The organism is Daejeonella sp. JGW-45 (assembly GCF_029360805.1).
In the GTDB taxonomy this organism is placed as follows: Bacteria; Bacteroidota; Bacteroidia; order Sphingobacteriales; family Sphingobacteriaceae; genus Daejeonella.
This window is the reverse complement of the sequence record NZ_JARKNC010000006.1, coordinates 93,301-117,008: the sequence shown is the minus strand read 5'-3', so window position 1 is coordinate 117,008 and position 23,708 is coordinate 93,301. Positions and strand designations below refer to the sequence as shown.

The window sequence follows — 23,708 nt, the reverse complement described above, 5'->3', positions numbered from 1 at the left end:
TCTTATAGCGTAATGGATAAATTAATTTGATATGTTCGGATGTTAGGATAGGTAACTCCTCTGTTTACATAAGTCCCTACATTGAGATCATCCCCGTTTTCCGGATCAAGCCCAACAAAATTCGTCCAGGTATATAAATTCTGTGCGGTCAGTGATACGGTGGCCTGCGACATTCTCAATTTCGAAACCATTTTTTGAGGAATCGCATAGTGCAAAGAAATATTCCGAAGCTTAATATAACTTGCGTCCTGTAGATTAAAGGCATTAATGATCCCCGTATTCTCACCTCTCAAATCTGTCCTGCCAAAAAATCTGTTCTGCCCTATATTGGCAGCCCGGATGGCCGGGTACTTCGCGTTCGGAGTTTGCGGCGTCCAGCGGTCTAATTGATGTTCATAGTATTGAGGAACAATAAAAATCGCATCCGTCTCAACTAAATTAAACTCTGAACTGACCTTGTCGACAGCTTGAAACAGAGCGCTTAAAGAAAACCCTTTGAACGAAATGTGGGGTTCAAGGCTATATTGGTCTATTGGCACATCAGAATACCCTATAGATGTATAATCCTCTGCAGTGATAAGACCGTCCTTATTTACATCCTTAAGTTTAATATCTCCTGGCATAAACGGAAAACCCTCCATTTTAGCCCAACCATCAACCTCAGCCTGATTTTGAAAAAATCCTTTCTCAACATCGTATGCAAAAAACTGTCCGATTGAAGAACCCGCTCTTTTCAAATTCCCTTTGATATTAATTGGTTCATCCATAATGATCCTCTTGTTTTTTATATGACTGAACTGGAAATTCATTCCGTATCCAAAAGCACCACTTCTATTATTCAGTTTCAACTCAGCTTCTACACCGCCATTATAGTTCTCGCCATAATTATAAATTGGAACACCTTCTCCATAATGCTCAAAGGTTGCTCCTGCCCTTGACATCAGAATATCAGTTCGCTGCTCATCGAATAAGTCGGCAACAATCTGAACCCTGTTATCAAGAAAGTTTGCGTCTATTCCGATGTTTCTCTTAAGGCCTTTTTCGAAAGTGACGGATGGATTACCTATACGGCTATGGGTATAAAGCGGAGCCGCTGCAGGACTTGTAGGATTACCGAGAAGTATACTTCCCGCGGGAGCGTACTCATCTAAATATAAGAACCGCGAAGGTATCGATGCGTACCCTACCAGGCTAATATTTCCGGTTGCGTAGCCTACCATACCAATACTTCCCCGTATTTTTAAATAGTCAAGCTTAATGGCGCTGTTTATGTTCTTCATGAACCCCTCATTACTGAGCGTATATCCTAAGCCCACTGTTGGAAAGAAGCCATAACGATACCCTTTATCAAAGTTCTCTGATCCCTGATAGGAACCATTAAATTCCGTGTAGTATTTGTCGTTAAAATTGTAAGTTGATCTAAAAACCAGCCCCTGGAAAGCACGGGGTGCCTCAGTCCCGGTTAAGAAACCTATCTGCCGTGTAGCAACCAATGCTCCTGAAACATTATGATTATTAAACCCGGCTTTGTAGTTAGCCTGAATCATCATATTTGTTTTGAGCAGTCCACCACCAACGCCCGCGTTACTGTTTAATGGATCTTCTATTCTAATAGTCGCGGGATTAGCAAATGCCGGAACAATTTGGCTCGTAGACCTATCCACCGTGTAGACCGCCCCTGCGCCGGCCTGGGTACGGTAAAACTCAGAACTCTGGTCGTAAGAAAATGTACCGGAAACATCCAACCCTTTGGTTATGAAATCCAATTTTTGATTAACCATAAAGGTGCTTTCAAGAATGTTTTTCTCTCCTGCTGTATAACCACCTCTTTTCAGGTTTATATAGGGGTTCTCCTGGTAGGCTAAAGCCCCTCCAAAGCCTACGCCTATAATCTGATTATACGTATCATCTCTTTCTATTTGATCTGGTGTTCTCCGCGCAGTGGCTGCCCGGTCAAAAGGCATAGACCAGGAGGGAGCAATATACATCCATTTAAATGCCGCTTCGGCGCCGGATCGAAAATTGGCTACTGGTGCTGTCTGTGTATATTTTATACCACGAATGGTATATTCATTCTCGATCCTTCCTCCCAGGTTCAGACTTACCGTTGTGGTAGGTGTTATCTTATAATCAAGGTTAGACCTGAAATTTGTTCTTTTTGCATATGGTGAAGTTCTATATCCCAATGGTGTGTCGAAATGTTTAAACATACCATCTTCATACATATACCCGACAGAGACAAAATAGTTAACTTTCTTGCTACCGCCGCGGAGGCTAAGATTGTGCTGCTGTCTAGGCCAACTATCCTGTGTAAGTTCTTCAAACCAGTCAACATCAGGATACAACAAGGGATCACCCTTACCTGATTTAAACATTTCAATATCCGCTGGAGTAAAAAATTTCAGATACCCGGCGGGTAAAATACCTGCGGAGATCATATTGTCCTCTCCTTCATTATGTAAAACCGCCGCCTCATACGAGCGCAATGGCTTAGGTCTTTGTCCAAATGTATTTATTCCAAACTGGGTGCTATAGGTAACTTTCGCAGCACCCTCTATTCCTCGCTTTGTCGTGACGACGATTACCCCATTGGCCCCTTTAAGACCAAAAAGAGCTGTCGAGGCAGCATCTTTTAACGTACTTATGGATTCGATATCGCTTGGATCGATATCGCCAAAGGTCTCCCTTTCCACACCATCCACAATTATTAATGCTACCGAGTTGTTAGACGCACGACCCCTGATATAAATATCGGAGGTACTTGCACCGGGACGGCCCTGACGTTGCCGGGTCATTACTCCTGCCATACGACCAACCACTGCGTTTGTTACGTCGCCAACAGGAGCCTTAATGAGATCTACCGCAGTAACAGTACTTACTGCAGCAACAGATGTTGCTTTCGTTTGTGTACCGAAGCCTACAACCACCACTTCATTAAGACCTCTCAAATCCTCTTTAAGAACTACCTGGATGGAGGTCTGACCCGTTATAGTTGCTTCACTGTTGAAAAAGCCGATAAAAGATACTACTATAACATCATTAGTGTTTACATTCCTTAGGATGAAGTCTCCGTTTACATCTGTAACTGTTGCATTGCCTGCACCTTTCAACCGAATACTAGCTCCGGGTAAAGGCTGCCCTTTCTCATCCACAACTTTTCCCCTCACCGTTATAGGCGGCTTAGGAATATCCATAGAGAAAGTATCTCCTTTGGAGATTACAATAGTCTTATCTTCAATAGAATAAGTAAACAACTGTCCAGCTAATAAACGGTCGAGTGCAACCTTCAGCGGAACGCTCTTCAGCTTTAAATTAACCGGATCTGCATTTTTCACTTCGTTATATTTATACAGAAAAAAATATCCGCTTTGCTTTTCTATGGAGGATAACACCCTTTCCAGTTTTACATTATTCCCTGAAATGGTAATGTTTTGAGAAAAACCTGCGGCACTGATCTGTAAACAGGCAACTGCTATTAAAACGGCTGTTAGTTTCATGATAAGAAACGTTTTAGATAATAACCTCCGGGGTAATGGGAGTTTATAACATGAATTATATTTCATACTTTCGCGATTGGTTAATAATTTTTTAAACAGATTTGATTAGCCTACTAAATTTAGCCGGGAGTATTGCACCACTTCCCGGCTTTTTTATTTTTCTTTCGTCCTTATTTCTTCATAAATTTGGCTTTTAAGTTTGATTGCTATATTATGTCTAGCCGGTTATAATGATTTTCCGGCCTTCAATTCTAAAATGGATATTACTCAGTTTTAACATTTTCAACGACTGTAAAAGCGTGACGCTCCGTCTGATCTTGCCCACAAATTCATCCGCCGGAATTTCACCCTCATACACAACCTCTATATCATACCAGCGGGCCAGTTCTTTCATAATATCCTGGATATTATTCCTGTTGAAGTGAAAATATCCGTTCTTCCACGCTATAGCAGTTTCGGTATTAGCTTCTGACACAGTGATAAACTGATTGTCTTTACTGAGCACCGCTTGCTCTCCAGGTTTCAGCACCGTTTTAACCTTGTTATTCGCAACTCTTACTGAGCCTTCAACAAGTGTCGTTTTTACCTCCTGGTCATCCCAGTAAGAACTGATGTTAAAATGCGTTCCTAACACTTCAACAGTTTGTTCCCTGCTAGTCACTTTAAAAGGCATTTCTTTGTTATGAGCAACTTCAAAATAAGCTTCCCCGGTTAACTCAACCTGACGGTCGGCTCCTGAAAAGCTGGTGGGATATCTTAAGGATGAGGCGGCGTTTAACCATACTTTCGTTCCATCAGGCAGATCAATTCGGTATTGCCCTCCCATTGGAGTTTCGATCTTGTTATAGCTAACTGGCAGCTCGCTAAGATCCTGAGCATCTTCCAGAACCGCATAAACTAGTTGTCCGTCTGTAGTTTTGGTAACGGCTATTCCGGTCTGTTTCGCAAGTGTACCTTCGTGAGCATCATCCAGAGATATGACTGAGCCATCTGCAAGCGTTAATTTGGCTTTATTTGATCCGGGATCTATATCCTGGTTGTCAGAACTAGTTTTAACAACTACTGATGGCGCGGGCTCATTTTTCATAAAAAACAAGGTACCTGCTAAAGCAATTACCAGGATTGCAGCCGCGGCTACAATACGCGGGATGTATGATTTCTGCTTTCCCTTTTGCTTTACAAAAAGTAATGAAGTACGAATTTTACGCAGATCATCAGCACGTTCAGAATCAGAAAGTTCGGATATTTGGTCATCTTCATAATATAAATACCATGTTTCTAATAAACTTCGCTCTTCTTCAGTGCACGTACCCGCCTTATACTTAGCTAATAATTTTTCAATATCTCCCTTTTGCATCGTTTTATAAAAGATCTGCTATCTCTATTTAAATACAAGACAGGAAGAGTTGATGGAAGGGGTAGAGAAAAAAATAATAATTAATTCAAAGTCAGGAATTAATTCATGAAGATGGGTCAATAATTGAACAATAAAACCAGGAAGCTAAATAAGCCCAGTCTTACCCTAAGTGCCCGCAAAGCATTTCTTACCTGGGCTTTCACGGTCTGTTCTGAAAGGTTAAGGTTCATCGCTATTTCCCTGTGACTTAAATTAGTATTCCTGCTTAATAGGAATATCTCACGCATTTTAGGGGGTAATAAAGCTATTTCTCTCTCAATAATTGACTTGAGTTCACGCTCTCTGACCTGAAAATCTGCATGATATGATCCCTGCTCAGCGAAATCAACTATGGAATCAATATACTTAGATTGAACTCGCTTATGGGCTATTAAATTTAGAATTTGATTACGGATAGCGGTGTACAAATATCCCACAAGGTTGGATGTTAATTCGATGCTCTCTCGTTTTGCCCAGAGCATCATAAATACTCCCTGAACTACATCTCTAGCTTCTTCCCGGTCATTCAATTTCCTATAGGCATGCGTATGAAGCAGCCAGTTATAACGATCGTAAATTTGAGTATAAGCAAGCTTGTCACTTGCCTTTAGTAAATTAAGCAATTCAAGATCAGAAAAAGCACTGTAGTTACCCATATCCACTTACTCAAGGTTATCAATTTATAATTGAACCCACAAGAAAAATTTGGAATATTATCGGTGGCAGACTCCCGGGCAATGCTCAAGGATATACTATATATACCCTATTTTCGGCTTTACGAATAAAATAGGGCTAATTTTTAATACATTCATCAGCCATGTAAAGAACTGACTCGTAGTTCTTCCCAACCGCATCTGACATTGCTATTTCGCATGTCTTTCCTGAAGAATAATAGCCGTCATAGGCCTTAACCTTTACATCCCCTGCTTCCGGCGCCGTAGCTGCAGCAGTAAGTTCCGGAAAGAGAAAACCCCTATCGCCCGCCATACCACAACAGCCGGCATTTACCGGAACATGTACAAACTCAGTAAAGTGGTTAGCCACGGCAAGGAACTTCCGCTCAAGCCCCATCTTTTGGAGTGAACATACCGGGTGAACTACAACGGAACCTTTCTTTTCAACAGGTGCAGAGACAGGAATTATATAATCATGTAAATAATCTATGCTGTCGAGGATTCTCAGCTGGTCAAAATGTTGCTTATTAATTTCATCCAGCACCGGGCGGCATTGCTGTAAGGTGTGCGAACAGGAAGTCACATCCAGAACTACAGGAATACGTCCCTGGTTGGTTATTTTCCAGAGTTTCTCCACTGTCTCATTACACTTCGCGGCGTAAGCCATATTATAGCCCTTTGATGAAAATAATTGTCCGCAGCAAAGCGCTTCGATACCTTGAGGAATGATCACATTGATCCCTGATTTCTGAGACACGCTTAAAAATGTATCGGGCGTATTTTTCTTATTTTCGGCTCCACCCATTATCCTCGAAATGCAGGTTGGAAAATAAACAACGGTATTCTGCTCCTGTGTGAAATCTGCAATAGTCGATTGGTATTTTCCCCTGATCCTTCCGGTTGTATGAAGCTGATTGCTCCAAAGCGGAAAAGGCGGAATAACCTTTTTGATCGTACGTGTAATGCCAATCATGGCATTCTTACCAAATATTGTGTTAATGAAATTTCCACTGGCAAGTGCGAAATTGACAATAACCGTAACTGCCCGGAAATTCTGGGAAACTAATAGAGCCACCTTGTTAGAGAAATTTGAATGGTTCTCACGGCGCAGTCGTTTTATCAGGTCACCAGTGTTAATATCGACCGGGCAACTTGTAGCACAGAGACCATCAACTGCGCACGTATCGATGCCATCATACTGGTATTGATCTGCCAGTTTCCGGTGGGTAAGCATATCACCCCTGGTTTTCAGTAAAGCCAGTTCCCTGCGGATAACGATCCTCTGTCTGGGTGTGGTTGTTATATTTCTGCTCGGACATTTGTGCTCGCAATATCCACACTCGATACACCTGTCCACTTCCTGTTCTACAGTAGGAAGCGATTTCAAATCCTGAATATGGGCATTCTTACTCTCGTTGATGATAACCCCTGGATTGAGCAGGTTAAGGGGATCTATCACCTCTTTCAGGCTTTTCATCACCTGGTATGCTTCTGTACCCCATTCAGTTTCTACGAACGGCGACATATTCCGGCCGGTCCCGTGTTCCGCTTTGAGAGTGCCATCGTATTTTTTAACGACCAGTTCAACCACTTCCTTTAAGAAGCGGTCATAACGATCTACCTCTGACGCCGTATTAAATGACTGAGTTACTACAAAATGAATATTACCATCCTTGGCATGCCCGAAGATAATCGCATTGTCATAGTTATACTTCGCAAAAAGTATATGCAGATCCAATATCGCATCACCCAGCTGTTCGACAGGAAAAGCAATATCTTCAAGGATTACCGTGGTACCGCTCGCCCTTACAGCTCCTACTGCCGGAAACATCCCCTTGCGAAGCTTCCAGTACAATGCCTGCTGTACGGTATCTTTAGTAAAGGAGATTGGCTCAAGCAATAAAAACTCCTGTGAGTAAGGGGTAAGACTTTCAATCTTGGCATCCAGTTCTTCAACCGTATTACTCTGATATTCCACCAGCAATGCAGCCGCTGACTCCGGCAAGGTTTTCAGTATGCCGGGAACACCCTTGATATTTTCTATGGATCTTAAAGAAGCCCGGTCCATTAACTCTACAGCCTCAGCGCCGGTTTCAGTCAGCGGACGAATGGCCTGGCAGGCTGAATATATATCCTGGAAATAAATGAACGCGGTTGATTTATATGGATAATCCTGTACCGTTTCCATCACTGCCTCGGCAATAAAACCGAGTGTCCCCTCGGCCCCGATAAGCAGGTGCGACAAGATATCTAAAGGATGCGAATAATCTATAAATGAATTAAGGGAGTAACCGACTGTATTTTTAGTCAGGTACTTTGTCCTGATCCGGGCAGCAAGGTCCGGGCTGGCTTCAATCTGTTGCTTTAAGCCATGTATTGAAGAGAATATCTCAGGGCACTCCCTTTCAAAGCGTTCATAATCCTCCTTAACCTCTGTAGAGAAACTTTTCCCACATGGGAGAATGAAACGAATATGCCTGGTGGTATGATATGAATTCATACTAACACCGCAGCACATCCCACTTGAGTTGTTTGACAAAATCCCACCAATCATAGCAGAATCTATACTCGATGGATCAGGACCTATTTTACGTTTGTGCTTTTTAAGGAAAACGTTGACCATTGAACCTGTAATGCCGGGTTGCACCCTGACCATGTTACCACCATCCTCTATCAATATCTGGTTCCAGTATTGTTTCAGATCTACGAGGATACCATCCGTAATGGATTGGCCGGACAAACTGGTGCCCCCGGTACGGAACGTCACCGGAATTTTATGATCATGAGAAAACTTTAATATTGCTACAATCTCTTCCTCGCTAATTGGTCTGACCACAGCCTTCGGTCGCAGATAATAAAATCCGGCATCAGAGGCATACGCCACCAGGTCAATTAAACGGCATTTAATTCTCTCTTTTGGCAGGATGCTCTCCAAAAGCTGTTCGATATCCATAGCAAATAATTATGGCCTAAAGTTGTGAGTATTTCTATAGGTTTACAAGTAATTCATGCACGGACGTGCATTTTTTACATAGTCGCCATAACTTCAGCTGAAATTTTTATCGCGTGGTCTATGTCTTCGTCAGTATGTGCGGCACTGATATACCATAAGCCCCTTCCGATAATCCTAACTTTTCTATCGTGCATAGCAGCAATAAATTTACCAAGCTTAGCTTTGTCGAAGCTTAAGGTATCACGATAATCCTTAGCCTTTTTCAGGTCAGTGAAGGCTACATTAAACATTGGTCCCGGGCCTTGAACCAGCAAGTTGATATTATTTTCTGCGGCAGCCTTCCTAAGCCCGTCCATCAGCTTATTTCCAAGGCGGAACATACGCTCATAAGGGTTTTCCTTTTCCAGCACCTCTATAGTTGCCAAAGCTGCAGCAATAGTCGGGTTACTGGAATTCATGGTACCGGCATGAATAACCTTTGCATCCTCGATTAAACCGATCCACTCTCTTTTTCCCACTATAGCACTGATCGGATAGCCACTACCCATAGCTTTTGCATAAATCGACATGTCCGGGGTAATACCGAAGTAAACCTGAGAACCTCCGAGGCTCATCCTGAATCCTGTAATTACTTCATCGAAGATCAAAGCTATTCCGTACTGATCGCAAAGCTCTCTTAAGCCCTGTAAAAAGCCTTCTTCAGGTAGCACACAACCACTATTGCACATTATTGGCTCCGTAATAATCGCAGCGATCTCACCCGAATGTTTCGCCAAGGTACTTTTCACTAACTCGAGGTCGTTCCACGGCAGAATTATAAACTCATCCCTTGCATGATCCGGCAACCCGGCAGTCCATGGATAGACGTTCGGATTTTCCCTGCTTCCTAAAGCATCTGCCGATGGTGCGGAAATCCCCCAAGCAACATTATCCAGCCACCCGTGATAGTGACCTTCAAAACGCAAAAATTTCTGCTTTCCCGTTTTAGCCCGTGCTACACGGAAAGCAGTTTGCACAGCTTCGGAGCCGTCCAGGCAAAAACGCATAAGCTCCGCCGAAGGGATAATACGGTTCAGCGTTTCAGCCAGCTCAATCTCTCTGATATGCTGACCGGCAAACAATTGCCCTTCTTCCGAATATTCATTAACAGATTTTAAAACATGCGGATGCGAATGACCTAAAATCAGCGGACCCTGACTTAATGTAAAATCGAGATAAACGTTGCCGTCAACGTCGAACACCCTGCTCCCTTTTCCGTGGGTATAAAATATGGCGTGCGGATGATTATATTTCCGGAATTCGGAGGATACGCCGCCTGCGAGGACTTTTTTGGCTCTTGAAAGTAATTCTGCAGATTTTGAGTAGCTGGTTTGTTCCATGAATGCAATGTTTAGGTTATTTCTTAAGTTTTTTATTTAGTCAATTGGTCGGCCTTTTTCAAACGGATAAGTTCCTGCTCTCTCAACTCATTCATCCTGGCAGAAAATTGCTCATCCCATTCGTAGTAACCCTGGCCGTTTTTACTTCCGTATTTTTTTTCAGAAACGAGCTTCTGCAGTTCTGGGTAAGATTGTTCGGCCTTACTTATATATTTGAAAAGATTATTTGATACAGAATCAAAAACATCCAGTCCTCCCATGTCCGCGGATAACAGGGGACCGGTTACAGACAGTCTTCTGCCTATACCGAAGGTCACAGCAGCATCGATATCTTCTTTGGTAGCAACACCCTGATCAAGCAGATGCTGAGCTTCGCGGAAAAGTGCAAACTGCAAACGGTTTCCAACCAGTCCCGGAACTTCTTTTCTGACTTCTATTGCCCTCTTGTCCATAAGTTTGAGCAAAGCCATTGTTCGCGAAAACACCTCCTCTCTTGTTACCGGCATTCTTAGCACCTCCACCAGGGGCACAAGATGAGCCGGGTTCCAGAAATGTGTAATTAAGATACGCTCGGGATAGCGTGTACCTCTTGCAATATCAGAAAGCTGTAAGCCGGACGTATTGCTTGCCAGAATTACACCAGGTCCACATTCAAGATCTAACTGGCGGAATAAATTGTTTTTAAGAGCGATATCCTCAGGGACGCACTCGATAATAAAATCCGCTTTTTTGACAGCATCTTTCAGTGAACTCAAAGGCCGTATTCGTCCGATGATCCCGCCAACTTCAGAAGCATCTATAAGCTCATTGCTTACAAGAACCTCGAGTTTCCTGCGGATTCCATCGATACCCGCCGCACAATCACTCTCGGTCAGTCCGTACATATTGACCGGAATACCGGCCCATGCAGCATTCAGGGTTATAGTGTGACCCATGGTGCCAGAACCAATAACCGTTAGCCGTTCCATAATAGATCCTATACAGCTGTTTTACTGAAATTGTATTGTTCCGAAGAACTGAGGTAAATGAAAATTAGGCCTTGGGTTATCCACTACAGCCCAGGTAATATAATTAGGATTGGAAGTCCTGCTGCCCGTTTTATAAAAATTCGCTTTCCAGTTTACGCCTTTAGCAGGGCGGGTAAGATTAGAGTACTTACTTAAGAGGGAAAGCGGTATACTGTATTCAATAGTCCAGGTTACCGGCTCGGCAATTTCAGGGTCAACAGTTTTAGGTAAAGAGTGCGCAATTTCAATTTGTTTCAAGTCGTCACCAGGCAGCTTTATTAATTCTGTCATTGGCTTTTCGATGTAGAACATGAGCGGCGTACCCCCGGCATTTATCTCAAGATTAAAATATTTCAGAGGGAACTGCTCATCAGGCGAGAAAAAGAACTCAACGCAGGAATCACCAGACACGTTTCCGTTGTATTCAGTGACAACGCTTTTTACAAAACGGTCCTTGACCTGAAAGATGACATATACGTGCGTATCATCGTACATCATTTTTGACTGTACTTCAGGTTGGAATGGAGGTATTTTACCCATGTAATTAGTGATACGAATAGGTTCAATTTTTTTCCATTGTGCCTTATTCCAATCCCCGTCGATCTTAAGTTTCTTCTTGAGCCTTTCGACTTTATAAACCGGGGCTTCATTTACTTCCATTGTAACTGCTTTACTTTTAGAATTGGTAACCATCCCACCAGCATAAAATACTGGCAGGATAATTACTAACAGATAATTAATAATATTCATCTTTTACGGAGTTTTTGGCATCGCACGCATTCTGGCAACCTCCTGTGGCAGGACACCGGTAAGATTGTTTTTGAAGTTAGCTCTGACATAGGTCAGGATCAAAGCGATCTGGTCATCACTAAGATAATTGGCCGGCGGCATAACTTCGTTGTACCCTACGCCGTTTACTGTTATCGGACCACTAAGTCCATTTAGAACAATACTGATTAGGCGCCTGCGATCACCCTTAACCCATTCTGAGTTCTCGAGTGGGGGGAACCGGGTACCATCCCCTTTTCCATCAACTTGGTGGCAGGATGCACAATAGGTATTATAAAGCTTCGCACCAGCAGCAATTTTGGCTGTATTTACATTGTCTTTAATGATATCAGGTGTCTTAATATGCGGCTGGGTTTCCTTCCGCTTTTGCATTGCTGTCAGGTCCGCTGCGCTGAATTTCTTTTTATCCCCTTTATACATTACCCGCCAGATCTTGCCTTTTTCACTTTCAGAGAAGTACAGGGATCCATCAGGCCCCATAGCAATACCCATTGGCCGGTATAACGCATTACTGGTATTAATGATGGTATCAACTACAGGGAATCCATCGGCGAATACCTCCCAGTCGCCGGATGGCAAACCGTTCTTCATCGGTACGAAGCCAATAAAATATCCTCCCTGTGGGTAAGGTGAGCGAATAGTAGACCCGTGAAAGGCAACAAAAGCGCCGTCCTTGTAACGATCAGGAAATTGGTTTCCGGTATAGAAGAATAAATCGTTTGGTGCGAAGTGGCCAGGAAAACCTACAAGAGGATCCATGTATTTCTTGGTTGGCACCTTCTTTCCATCTCCGCCATATTCCGGATTCAACAGCTTTTTGCCCTGCATGTAATCATAGTATGCATACGGCCAGCCGCCGTCGGAACCCTCAGTTACCTTGAAGAATTCCTCCGCTGGCAGTAATGCACTTTGCCATGGATTATAAAAGTCTGGGAATTGGCGGACAAAGTCATCCCTTCCATGCTGTACTGCATATAATGCTTTTTCTTTTTTATTCCACTCCATAGCTACTACGCTGCGAATTCCGGTAGCATACCTAACTCCATCCTTTTGTGTCTGGTTTGGCTTGCTGTCACTGAATTTCCATATACCTGCATGGTCTTGTAATTCCGGACAGGGATCCTGGCCAAGGGAACCTGGCTGACGATCTTTTATCCCGCAAACATCACTCGGCGAACCGAAAGGCACATACATATTTCCTTCATCGTCAAATGCCAATGGCTTCGCAATATGCGATGACCCGTACTTAGCATTCTTGTAATCATCTGTTAAAAGTAGTTCTGTTTTGCCTTCCGGAATTAACTTACCCGGCGTAAGTTTTGTGCGATAAACCTCGCCCGCGGTAGTAAAATAAAGATATCCCTTATGGATACGCATTGCCGTTCCATAGTTCCCTTCATCACGATAGTCGCCAAATAATTCAATGATATCCGCTTTCCCATCCTTATTCGTGTCGCGCAAGGCTATACTTCCCTTTTTGTTTATCGGGTTTCTCAGTTTCACATACACATCGCCATTCGAATTTACAGCCAGATGCCTCGCCCTGCCTACAGAATCAGCGACTACAACTGCTTCAAAACCACCTGGAAGGAACAATCCTCCATTTTTTGGTGATTGATCTGGCAGCTTGCCAACCCCGCCAGAGCGTACGAAACTAAGAGTAATTAAACAGGTCAAAACTGCTAGCACAAAAAGCTTGGTTTTAGTAGCCACCCTGTAAAAATATTTTAAGTTAATTTTCATTTTTATGAAGTTTGTTAGTAGAGTTTAAATATGATGCATATTGCTTACTTTTTCCTGATTTTCCAAATAACCGGCGTATTATTTCTAGTATATATTAAAAAAATACCGGCCTTATTAAATTTCATTTTTTGCATAGCTATTTAAAGCAATCTGATAATCGTCATTCTATAAATCGATTCGATCCGTCAAGAAATATATCTTAGTTACCAAATTCAAAATCTCCGCACAAAGTTTATTTCTTCTATTGAAACTTTAGTGTCCCAAAAAAATGAGGAGTGTGAAAATCTGGCCGGGGTTTATCTACATAAGCCCATGTTATCCAATTCGGGTTGGAAGTCAAACTCCCTGTTTTGTAAAAGTTAGCCTTCCAGGTTACTCCCGGAGCAGGATCACTCACATTGGAATACCTCTTAAGCATCGCTAGCGGAACCCTGTATTCTATGGTCCAGGTTACCGGCTCTTTAATTTCCGGGTCAATCTTTGAAGGTAAAGAATGAGCGATTTCTATTTGTTTAATTTCGTCTGTCTTTAGCTTCACAAAACCCGTCCACGGCTTCTCAACATAAAAAATAAGAGGAGTACCGCCGGCATTAACCTCGAGGTTGAAGTATTTCAGCGGAATACTGGCATCCGGAGAAAAAAAGAATTCCACACAGGAATCGCCTGATACGTTTCCATTATATTCCTGAACCACACTGCGGACAAACCGATCCTTAACTCGAAAGATAACATAAACGTTATCATCATCGTACATCATTTTCGCTTGTACCTCAGGTCTAAATCCAGGTATTTTGCCCATGTATTTGTCAATGTTGATGGCTTCGATCTTCTTCCATTGGGGCTTATTCCAATTTGCATCCATCTTAATTGGCTTCTTTAATTTTACCACTTTATAAACGGATTCTTCCGGTTTTTGCTCGTTCAGAACTAAGCCGCGATCCAGTTTGCCTTGCTTTAGTCCAGAGCCTGAGTGAAACAGAGGCAAAAAAAGGATAAGTAAATAGTTTAAATAATTCATGTGTTAATTCCCCGAATTTGTTCCTGATTTACGTTCTCTGCTAACCTCAGCTGCTGAAACTGCATTCGCGTTGTTTTTGAAATTTGCTCTGACATAGGTTAAAATCTGAGCAATCTGATCATCCTTTAAATAGTTATGCGGTGGCATTGTCTCATTGTACCCGACACCATTGACAGTGATAGGTCCTGAAAGACCGTTCAATACAATACTGATCAATTTTCTTTTATCACCTCTTACCCATTCTGATTTCTCAAGAGGAGGGAAACGTGTTCCATCTCCCCTGCCATTACCCTGATGGCAGGTACCACAATAGGCTGCATAGAGCTTTTCGCCGGCTAATATTTGACCTCGGTTAAGGTTGTCCTTTATAATATCGGGGGTTTTAATATGGGGTTGAGTTTCCTTTCTTTTTTGCATTTCAACCAAATCCTGATTACTGAATTTTTTCTTATCTCCTTTATACATTACCCTCCATATTTTGCCTTTTTCACTTTCAGATAAATACAGAGAACCATCAGGGCCCATAGCAATACCCATCGGACGATAAACCGCATCACTGGTATTCACAATTGTATCAACCACAGGAAACCCATCTGCAAAAACCTCCCAATCGCCGGAAGGAGCTCCATTCTTAAACGGGACAAAACCTATTATATAGCCACCTTGCGGATAAGGTGCCCGGATTGTGGAGCCGTGAAACGCTATAAAAGCACCATTCTTGTAGCGTTCAGGAAATTGATCTCCTGTATAAAAGAAGAGGTCATTAGGCGCAAAATGACCCGGGAACCCAACTAAAGGCTGCGCCACCTGTTTAGCGTTCCCTTCTTTGACTCCATCACCACCATATTCAGGATTAAGAAGTTTCTTACCCTGCATATAATCATAATAATAATATGGCCATCCACCATCAGTTCCTTCAGGAACCTTAAAAAATTCTTCTGAGGGAAGTAAAGCACTCTGCCATGGGTTATAAATATCTGGCCATCCTCTGTTCAAACCATCTCTACCGTGCTGAAGAACATATAAAGTATTATCAGATTTATTCCAATCCATTGCTACAGCACTTCTGATGCCGGTTGCATATCTGGTACCATCTTTCAGGGTCTGATTGAGCTTGCTATCACTAAATTTCCAGATACCGGCGTGTTCTTTAAGCTCAGGGCAAGGATCATGTCCCGGGGAGCCCGGTTGCTTATTCTTTAATTGGCATACGTCTCCTGGCGACCCAAAAGGTACATACATATTTCCCTTATTATCGAAGGCAAGAGGCTTAGCAATATGAGAATATCCATGGATATCATTCAGGTAATCATCAGTAAGAAGTAATTCTGATTTGCCCTCAGGAATTAATTTTCCCGGGCTAAGCTTTATACGATAAACCTCTGCTGCAGTAGTAAAATAAAGGTAGCCATTGTGTATCCTCATGGCGGTGCCGTAATTTCCGACATCTGGGTAATCGCCGAAATATTCAATTTTATTTGCCCTGCCATCATTATCTGTATCCCGTAACGCAACGCTTCCTTTCCCATTAACCGGAATTCTGAGCTTTACATAAATATCTCCATTCTTATTAACCGCAAGATGTCTTGCCCGTCCGAGAGAATCGGCTACAACAACAGCATTGAACCCTCCCGGGAGGAACAGCCCGCCATTATCTGAGCTACTATCCGGCAGTCCTTTCTGATCACGCGACTCTACAAATCCTATTGTGATAAGAAAAGCCAAAACGACCAGGATGTATGATTTCATGCCAAAAGAACCTCTATTGGCAATAACGGAACGGATGTTCATATTAAACTAAAAATTATTATGTAAGTGTGGATACATTCAGAGAAACACTACATAAACCTAACACTTAGCGAAAAAGTAAACTATTAATATTTGCTCCAGTTATCCCTTTTTCTTAAAGTTATCCGGAATCATAAAGTCGTACTCCTTAGGGTGCCAGGGAGCTATGCTTTGTCCGGTTGGGCGTGGTGCGGTAGGTCTGATCGGTTCATAACCATCTGCGCTATACTTGATGTTCAGGAAAGGCGTCTTTTTAACCGCCCCTTCATTCAAAGAACGGATTCCCATATCAATAATCCCACTGGTTAACAAGTTCCGTTCTATAGGAGCAGTGGGCTTACCTGAAACTATAAACTTTTGAATATTCAGGCTTAGATAGCTAAAATGAGCATAAGTTGGACCGCCACTAAGTACAAATTCAGTTGCGACGATTCCTTTTGAAGTTTTTGCAGAATAAGCCCAACCTGAATTGACATATTTATCGAGCATCATGATTGTACCCTTAGTGCCATCTGCATAATTAACTATAACAGCATAAGGTGTTGTTACAATCTCGCGCATATTACCCGTAGCCTTGCCCTGTATGGTGTCGCAGGCTGCATCAACCAGCTTTTGAGAAATCTTTCCTGAATCGATAGCTTTCCAAACATCATCTCCCTTCAAGCCTTCGACACTTTTTACGCCAGTTTCCCCGCCGGCTCGTCTCTCAACCATACACTGCAGAATTTCAGTTACGTGAAAACCGTAGGCATCCAGTGAGGCATAACCAATAGCTACCGCTTCTGATATTTTAACTCCAAGGGGATGTTCCAAGGGTTTATCTCTCCAGCAGTATGGTAAGGATGAACCTGCCATCATCGGAACATTCAGTTCCTTTGCACGATCATAGATCCATCGGCTATCCAGCCAGCTGTAAGAGAGTGCTTTATCGGTAAATACAGGTACTGATTTTTTCGATGCGTCAAACACTCTGAATATCCTTTCCAGGTAATTCATACGTGGGTACAATTTCATGCCCAGCCTGTTGTAGGGATATTCTCCATGCTCTCCCACATACACAACAGCATCTACAGCAAGTTTGTCGCCACCAAGGGTTAATGCTTCCTCCACTGTAGAATAAAGCGGTGCGTTATTCATTTTTGCAATTCTGACACCCGTATCGTTTGCCCCAATTTGTTCAATATATATTGAAGCAATTTTTACCTGTGGCGCTACCATACCTTCATCGGTTGGGATACCCAGAAATAATTTAGTTCCGATAACATCGGCATGGGCAGCATTTCTGTAAATGTGTGTAATGAATGCAATTTTCTTAATTCCATCCTGCCCGGCGAGAGCTCTCGACAACTGGTCGGTTATTGAGGTGATACTACCATCCGTTCCGAGTACAAAGCCAGGGACAATACTTAAACCTGCTGCAGTGAAGACTGTCTTTTTAATAAAGTCCCTGCGGGCATTGGTGCTTTCTTTTTTCATAATTTATATTCTTGGTCCCACATGTTGTGAGTTACAAACTCATACGGGTTATTATATATTTATACCGTTCCAATTAATGCTCGAAAAAAATCACCAGCCAACTGCATATCCATTTCTTCGCAAATCTGCACCGCCCATAAACCAACCGGTTTTACGATCGATGCTCACACCCTGAGCACCGCCGACAGTCATAGACCAATCTCCAAGACTGGTGTCAATGACATATCCCATTTCTCTTAGAGATTTGATCACCGGAGCCGGAACACGGGTTTCCATTATTAACTCCTTTGCAGGCACGGAGCCCAGTTCATCCTTCCAGCGAAAACGCGGCGCACTGATGGCATCCTGAATGTTCATCCCAAAATCGATGGCATTCATAGCCACCTGGGGTACGGATTGAAGAATTCCAAAACTACCTGGCGAACCTACAATCAACTGAGGTTTACCATCTTTATGAAATTGCAGCATGCCGCCTATACACCATCCCACAGCTTTACCGGGAACAACGCTGTTAGCAAGGCCTTGTTCAGCCGACATCCAGTCTAGAGCGCTGTTAAACACGACGCCAGTGTTTCCGGCTACATATCCACAGCCAAAACCTCCGCCGTGCGTTTGGATAATGACAACGGCATTACCCCATTTATCTACTGCTGAAAGGCTGGTTGTGGCATACTTATATTTACTTAAACTGGCGGGATCCTGAGGATCAGAAATCAGATTCTGGGAGCTCTTATTGGACATACCTGCCATACGCTCTTTTACGCGCGCTACCACCCTTTCTCTTTGTTTTGAGATATAAGCATCTGATAACAGCATCTCTACAGGAACGGAAACGAATTTAGGGTCTCCTATATGCTTATCGGTATCTATCCTGCTAAGATAATTTGCCTCAAGCAGGTGAGCCAGGTATTCTACGCTGTTGTGCCCCATCTTTTTCAGGTCAAAACCTTCCATGATCTTCAGCACCTGGAGTTGCTGTATACCCATTCCCGGCGGAGGATTATTGTAAACCGTATAATCTCTGTACTTAATAGAAATCGGATCAGTCCACTGGACTCTGCCGGGCACCGATGCTAAATCTTTCTGTGTAATAAATCCGCCATCGCGCGCAAAAGCATCTGACATCTCTTTAGCAATCTCGCCTTTATAGAAAACATCGATTCCTTCTGCAGCGATTCTCTTCATGGTTTTCGCCAGCGGTTTATTAGTAAACACATCTCCTATAACATAAGGGTCCTTATCATTTTTGAGGTAGATTTTCCTGGATTCTGCGTGGGGAGCTATCCGGGCCACGGTTCCTGCCCACATAGCTTGATCAAACTCTGTAATTGGAACCCCATTGTCAAGATAGTCGATAGCGCTCTCAAAAACTTCAGAAAGAGACATGGTACCATAATCTTTTAAAGCTCTGTCCCATCCAGCAAGGTTACCGGGAACAGCGGCTATACGTGGTCCGATAGTTTCCATGGCGCCGTGACCGGCACCATCAGCAACTCTGGGATCTTTCTTAAACCTGGTAATCTTGAAAGACTCAGGTACCCATCCTCCGAAAACGAGAGATCTGACGCGGTTTTCTTTTGCTGAGTAAAAAAGCATATATCCTACTCCGGCGGTGCCTGACATATAAGGTTCAGCGGCATTCAGTGACGCGGCAGCGGCCACAATTGCATCGATAGCATTTCCGCCTTTCACTAGAATTTTCTGGCCGGCTAAGGTCGCAAGAGGATTTGCTGTCGCAACCATGCCGTTCTTTCCGAGCGCGGCAGGACGAAGATTGTCCTTTGCAGCCTGGCCCTGCACATTGACATTTGCTAATAGAAGTAAAGATGCAAGTCCGGCAATCAGAAAAATCCTCTTGCTCCGGTTTAAGGTGTTTTCTTTTTTATACATAATAGATAGTTAAAATCTTCACGGGGAAAGTAAATTTAAAGTTCTTGCTCAAAGGGGAACAATGGCTTTCGTCTGTGCTTGTATTTGAAAAGGGTCATGTCGGCCTGAGTTACACCAGGTGTGTTTACTTGAATAACTGTTGGACAGACGGGAGCATATGCCGCTATCGGCGCGTTCACCCCTTTGGCGACAATCGCGTCAAAATCGGCGGGATTAACACCCTGGGAGATCAATTGCTGAAGGCTGAAAGGCATCACTCTTAAGGACGTGAGCATGATCACGCTCCCCTCTTCTGTGCTGACAACCGCAGTTTTTCCCATCCTGAAATTGATCTGCCCGCCATGACGGGGATTACTTTCCTGGAAGTCGCCATTCGTTATGCGAACGAGCTTTACCTTTGGCCGGTAAGTTTTGACACCATTTTTTCCAGTACCGATTATGGTTAATTCAAACGCTTCACCGGGCTGATGGCTTTCAGCCAGACGCACCGCCTCTGGGTCATAGATACAAACAAAATACTTGTATTTTTTGCTTTCTTCAAAAGCTTCGAGCAGGCAGCAATTATTTGCAGGGCCGCCGCCGCCTACATTATCACCCATATCGAGTAATAAAACTGGCTTTTCACTTTTATCTATTAAGTTTAAAGAGGATGGTATATCATTTTTATGGCCGACAAAACTTTCCTTTCTGTCGAGGATATATTTCTCCAGTTTCCTGGCAGTGTCACGAGCTTTATCGTGGTTTCCGTTTGCTACGACGATAATAGAAGTTCCCATTTCCTCCACATCAGCATAAGGAAAGCCGTGCTGAATACTCAAAGATAATATCTCGGGGTCGGAGCTTAATTCATCAGCGTAAGCATAAAGGCTTTTGCATGGTTCGTGAGCGGTTAACTGCTGTTCAATACTAATGGCCAACGGAAGCTGCACCAATACCTGAACCGGGTTGGTATTACCCTTTAAGAATTGTACCAGCAAATTCGCGGCTTCAACACCCCGTTGCCTCATATCGACATGGGGATTTTGTTTATAGGCTACCAGTGCATTGGTAGACGATACCATCAGAGGACTAACGTTAGCATGTAAATCAAGAGTTCCAAAAATTGGAACAGACTTGCCTACCTTTTTCCTGAGAAGGCTTAACCAATGCCCATCCATATCGGGGAATTCCTCGGAAACACCAGCTCCATGTGGAATGACCAGACAGGCATCAACCGGCAGAACTTTCTCCAGTTCGTCCATCATATTAGATAACAGGCTGCTATAGGTATTTGCAGAAATTGTACCACCTGGCGTGGCAGAAGCGTACATGACGGGAACAATTTCCATCCCTTCCCGGTCCATCACCTCCATCATGCCACCTATTTCGTTATGAGCCGTTTGATATTCTTTCCTTATCGCATCGCCCTTTAAATAATGTCCGTTTATAAAATCGGCGGATACGGTTGCCTCGGGGACAAAGGTGTTTGACTCGTGATAAATCCCGAGGAGAGCTATTCTAAAAGACATAAAGTGTTAATCAATATTAATATTAAAAATTAAGCGACCTGGGCTTCCGGCCTTTCTTCCAAATCTTCAGTCCGGGGCGGATTACTGTTCCAATATGATGCAAGAATCGATGACAAGAAACCCATAATTGGCCCGCAAACAGCTGTAGCCAACCCCACGGTTGCTATCTTTCCCATAACCTTCGCAATTCCTGAAACAAGCCCTGCGTTCTGCGTTCCCGTCGTAATAGAAATGGTACGGCAGTCATCTTCTGATAGTTTGAAAAGCCTTGCTAACCAGTAACCAAAGAAAAAACCTAAAAGGATTAACAAAAAAACAACAACAATCAATTCAATTCCGATGTTAAGGATACTGTCTCTCCCCGCAGCCATAATTATGGCAACGATAAATGCCACACCTATCATGGAAACCAGCGGCATTGAATCATCAAGCCATTTTGCTTTTCCATGCAGAAATTTGTTAAAAATCAATCCGGCACCAATTGGGATGAATACCATCTTAATAATTCCCCACATCATTTCCATTACGTTTATTTCTATGAACCCGCCCGCAAGGACTTTCATGAGCAGAGGAATGAGAAATGGTGCGAGTAATGTAGTGATAGCGGTTATGGTGATAGCTAAAACAACATTTGCCTTGGCCAGATAACACATAACACTGGCTGTAACAGATGTAGGAGCACACCCCAACAGTATGATTCCGGCAGAAATCTCGGAAGGAAACTCAGTGAAACTTGCCAATGCAAAGCCAAGTAAGGGCATGATCGTGTATTGGCCAATGACGCCCACAACCACCGATTTAGGCGATTTAGCTAAGGCAATAAAATCTTTAAGGCCCATAGAACAGCCCATCCCAAACATAATAACCTGGATAAGCGGGGTGATCAGAGTTGCGAATTCGAAGCCATTATATTCTTTAAAATACTGGGGATAATACAAGGAAGTGGCGACTACGGCAAGTATAGTTGTTGTAAATGTCAGCCCTCGCAGAGCAGGGAAGCCCCTAAAACTTATTGCAAGCAATAACAGAAAAGCGATTACAAATGGTCCTGCAAAAGCAATATCGCCGTTGGAAGCCAAGTAAACTGAAATCAGAAGGCTCAGTATAGAAAGTCCCAGAAGAACCCTGGAAAGAAGAATTTTATTCATAGAATCGAAACAATAACGTAATAACTAAACCGATGCTTTCTGTAATTCCTCTTTAACCCGAGTAGCTACAATTTTATCCTGGCCTGGTTTCAGCTGCCACACGGATAGCTCAATCCCATCCTTTTTTCCGCCCATGGTGCCGCCGCCCATAACTTCGATACCTGGGTCCCCGTTCCACAAACGTTGTTTAAGATCCTTTCCCGTCATTTTAATAATACCAGGATCCCATGAGAGATGCAAGGTCGGGGTATAGTTAGCAATTTCCGGGATAAACACCTCGGTCTTCACCCCCTTGATATTTTTTATTGTATTTACGACAACGGCCATACTATCTTCCCATGCCTTCCATTCCTTAACATGATCCATCTTAATGTGCCTCTCCAGCGCAACATACATCGCAAGTATCTCCTCTTTATTCACTTTATGCCCGCGGCAAATACCGCTGTTTGGCGGTGCACTTAAACGCGCTGCAGCAATCAGATCCTTCTTGCCCATGAGGATGCCGGTGCTTTGCGGGCCCCTCATCGCTTTGCCTCCCGAGATAGCTACCAGGTCGAAACCCATATCGTTAAATTTCCAAAGATTATCTACCGGATGTGCATCGGAAGCAATATCAATCATGGTTGGTATCTTATGTTTTCTACCCAAGGCAATCCACTGATCATATTTTATTTGTCCCTTGTTCAATTCCCTGTTCAGGAACCATAGCATGGCAGTTTTTTCATTGATAGCCGCCTCAACCTCTTGAAGAGTTTCAACAATTATTAGAGTAGCGCCTGTATTCTTTAGTGCCTGATGATAGCCGTTCGCATGCGATTTCTGAAGGATCACTTCAGATTTCATTCCATCCACATTTGGAAGCTGCATTACTTTTGCACGGTCCATTCCGGTCATGGCCCCTGCGAGGCCCTGTACCAATGCTGACCAACATCCCGCGGTAACGGTGGCTGCTTCCGCGTGACATAATTCTGCGATCTTTTCCCCGACTTTATCTAAGACATCATTCAATAACACAAATTCTTCCGCCCCTTTTGAAATTGCCTGGGTAACCTCAGGTGGCATTAGAGAAGCAGTTAGACTCGTGCATACACACGATGCATTAATAAATGTCTTAAGTCCGAGTTCTTTAAAAAGGTCCCGCGCGGCTACTGGAACTGCCGCCTCAGCGGCTGATGCAGAATGAATTGGAATGGCACTCATCAATCCGCCGGCAATTGGCGCAGCGGATAATAATTTAATGACGTCTCTACGTTTCATGGCTATAGTCTTCGTGTCTATTTTATTAACGGGCTGTTGAAAAAGATACTAAATTCTACGAATGGACATAATCTTCATTCTTGAGGAGGAAAGTGTTTACCCCCACTATAGTACTTAAGACAAGTGGGCAGAAAAACAGGGTTAGTGTGAAGGAAAATATCTTTATCAGCCGAATAAATAATTAA

General features: G+C 43.2%; 15 protein-coding genes. All 15 read right to left on the bottom strand.

Going from position 1 to position 23,708, the window contains the following annotated elements:
- Positions 1 to 2: 2 nt before the first annotated feature.
- The 15 genes from P2W76_RS07955 to P2W76_RS07885 all read right to left on the bottom strand — a co-directional run bounded on the left by P2W76_RS07955 (position 3) and on the right by P2W76_RS07885 (position 23,523).
- Positions 3 to 3,497 (bottom strand): TonB-dependent receptor, encoded by a 3,495-nt coding sequence (locus P2W76_RS07955; protein ID WP_276347176.1) that lies wholly within the window; start codon positions 3,495 to 3,497, stop codon positions 3 to 5.
- A 217-nt stretch (positions 3,498 to 3,714) separates the two neighbouring features.
- Entirely contained in the window at positions 3,715 to 4,854 is a 1,140-nt protein-coding gene (locus P2W76_RS07950; protein WP_276347175.1) for a FecR family protein, read from the bottom strand.
- A 116-nt stretch (positions 4,855 to 4,970) separates the two neighbouring features.
- A complete protein-coding gene (locus P2W76_RS07945; RefSeq protein ID WP_276347174.1) occupies positions 4,971 to 5,549 on the bottom strand; it encodes an RNA polymerase sigma-70 factor in 579 nt (192 codons plus the stop codon).
- Positions 5,550 to 5,685: 136 nt separating this feature from the next.
- Positions 5,686 to 8,520 carry an FAD-binding and (Fe-S)-binding domain-containing protein gene (locus P2W76_RS07940; protein ID WP_276347173.1) on the bottom strand — a complete coding sequence of 945 codons (2,835 nt, stop codon included), beginning with the start codon at positions 8,518 to 8,520 and terminating at the stop codon, positions 5,686 to 5,688.
- A gap of 74 nt (positions 8,521 to 8,594) precedes the next feature.
- The gene (locus P2W76_RS07935) at positions 8,595 to 9,899 is read right to left on the bottom strand and encodes an aspartate aminotransferase family protein (protein ID WP_276347172.1); all 1,305 of its coding nucleotides are present in this window, start codon (positions 9,897 to 9,899) and stop codon (positions 8,595 to 8,597) included.
- Between the two features lie 32 nt (positions 9,900 to 9,931).
- Positions 9,932 to 10,867: a 3-hydroxyacyl-CoA dehydrogenase family protein gene (locus P2W76_RS07930; protein WP_276347171.1), complete on the bottom strand. Its 936-nt coding sequence runs from the start codon at positions 10,865 to 10,867 to the stop codon at positions 9,932 to 9,934.
- A 21-nt stretch (positions 10,868 to 10,888) separates the two neighbouring features.
- Positions 10,889 to 11,656, bottom strand: a complete 768-nt coding sequence (locus P2W76_RS07925; RefSeq protein ID WP_276347170.1) for a carbohydrate-binding family 9-like protein — start codon at positions 11,654 to 11,656, stop codon at positions 10,889 to 10,891.
- 3 nt (positions 11,657 to 11,659) lie between these two features.
- On the bottom strand, positions 11,660 to 13,438 hold the full coding sequence (locus P2W76_RS07920) for a c-type cytochrome (protein ID WP_276347169.1): 1,779 nt from the start codon (positions 13,436 to 13,438) through the stop codon (positions 11,660 to 11,662).
- A gap of 241 nt (positions 13,439 to 13,679) precedes the next feature.
- Positions 13,680 to 14,456, bottom strand: a complete 777-nt coding sequence (locus tag P2W76_RS07915; RefSeq protein ID WP_276347168.1) for a carbohydrate-binding family 9-like protein — start codon at positions 14,454 to 14,456, stop codon at positions 13,680 to 13,682.
- A 3-nt stretch (positions 14,457 to 14,459) separates the two neighbouring features.
- Positions 14,460 to 16,247: a c-type cytochrome gene (locus P2W76_RS07910; protein WP_276347166.1), complete on the bottom strand. Its 1,788-nt coding sequence runs from the start codon at positions 16,245 to 16,247 to the stop codon at positions 14,460 to 14,462.
- Positions 16,248 to 16,346: 99 nt separating this feature from the next.
- Positions 16,347 to 17,720, bottom strand: coding sequence for a hypothetical protein (locus tag P2W76_RS07905; RefSeq protein ID WP_276347165.1), 1,374 nt, complete (start codon positions 17,718 to 17,720; stop codon positions 16,347 to 16,349).
- A 90-nt stretch (positions 17,721 to 17,810) separates the two neighbouring features.
- Positions 17,811 to 19,610 (bottom strand): gamma-glutamyltransferase, encoded by a 1,800-nt coding sequence (ggt, locus tag P2W76_RS07900; RefSeq protein WP_276347164.1) that lies wholly within the window; start codon positions 19,608 to 19,610, stop codon positions 17,811 to 17,813.
- A 35-nt stretch (positions 19,611 to 19,645) separates the two neighbouring features.
- On the bottom strand, positions 19,646 to 21,118 hold the full coding sequence (locus P2W76_RS07895) for a M81 family metallopeptidase (RefSeq protein ID WP_276347162.1): 1,473 nt from the start codon (positions 21,116 to 21,118) through the stop codon (positions 19,646 to 19,648).
- A gap of 29 nt (positions 21,119 to 21,147) precedes the next feature.
- The gene (locus P2W76_RS07890; RefSeq protein WP_276347161.1) at positions 21,148 to 22,266 is read right to left on the bottom strand and encodes a bile acid:sodium symporter family protein; all 1,119 of its coding nucleotides are present in this window, start codon (positions 22,264 to 22,266) and stop codon (positions 21,148 to 21,150) included.
- A gap of 24 nt (positions 22,267 to 22,290) precedes the next feature.
- Positions 22,291 to 23,523: an aminotransferase class V-fold PLP-dependent enzyme gene (locus P2W76_RS07885; protein WP_276347160.1), complete on the bottom strand. Its 1,233-nt coding sequence runs from the start codon at positions 23,521 to 23,523 to the stop codon at positions 22,291 to 22,293.
- Positions 23,524 to 23,708: the final 185 nt, after the last annotated feature.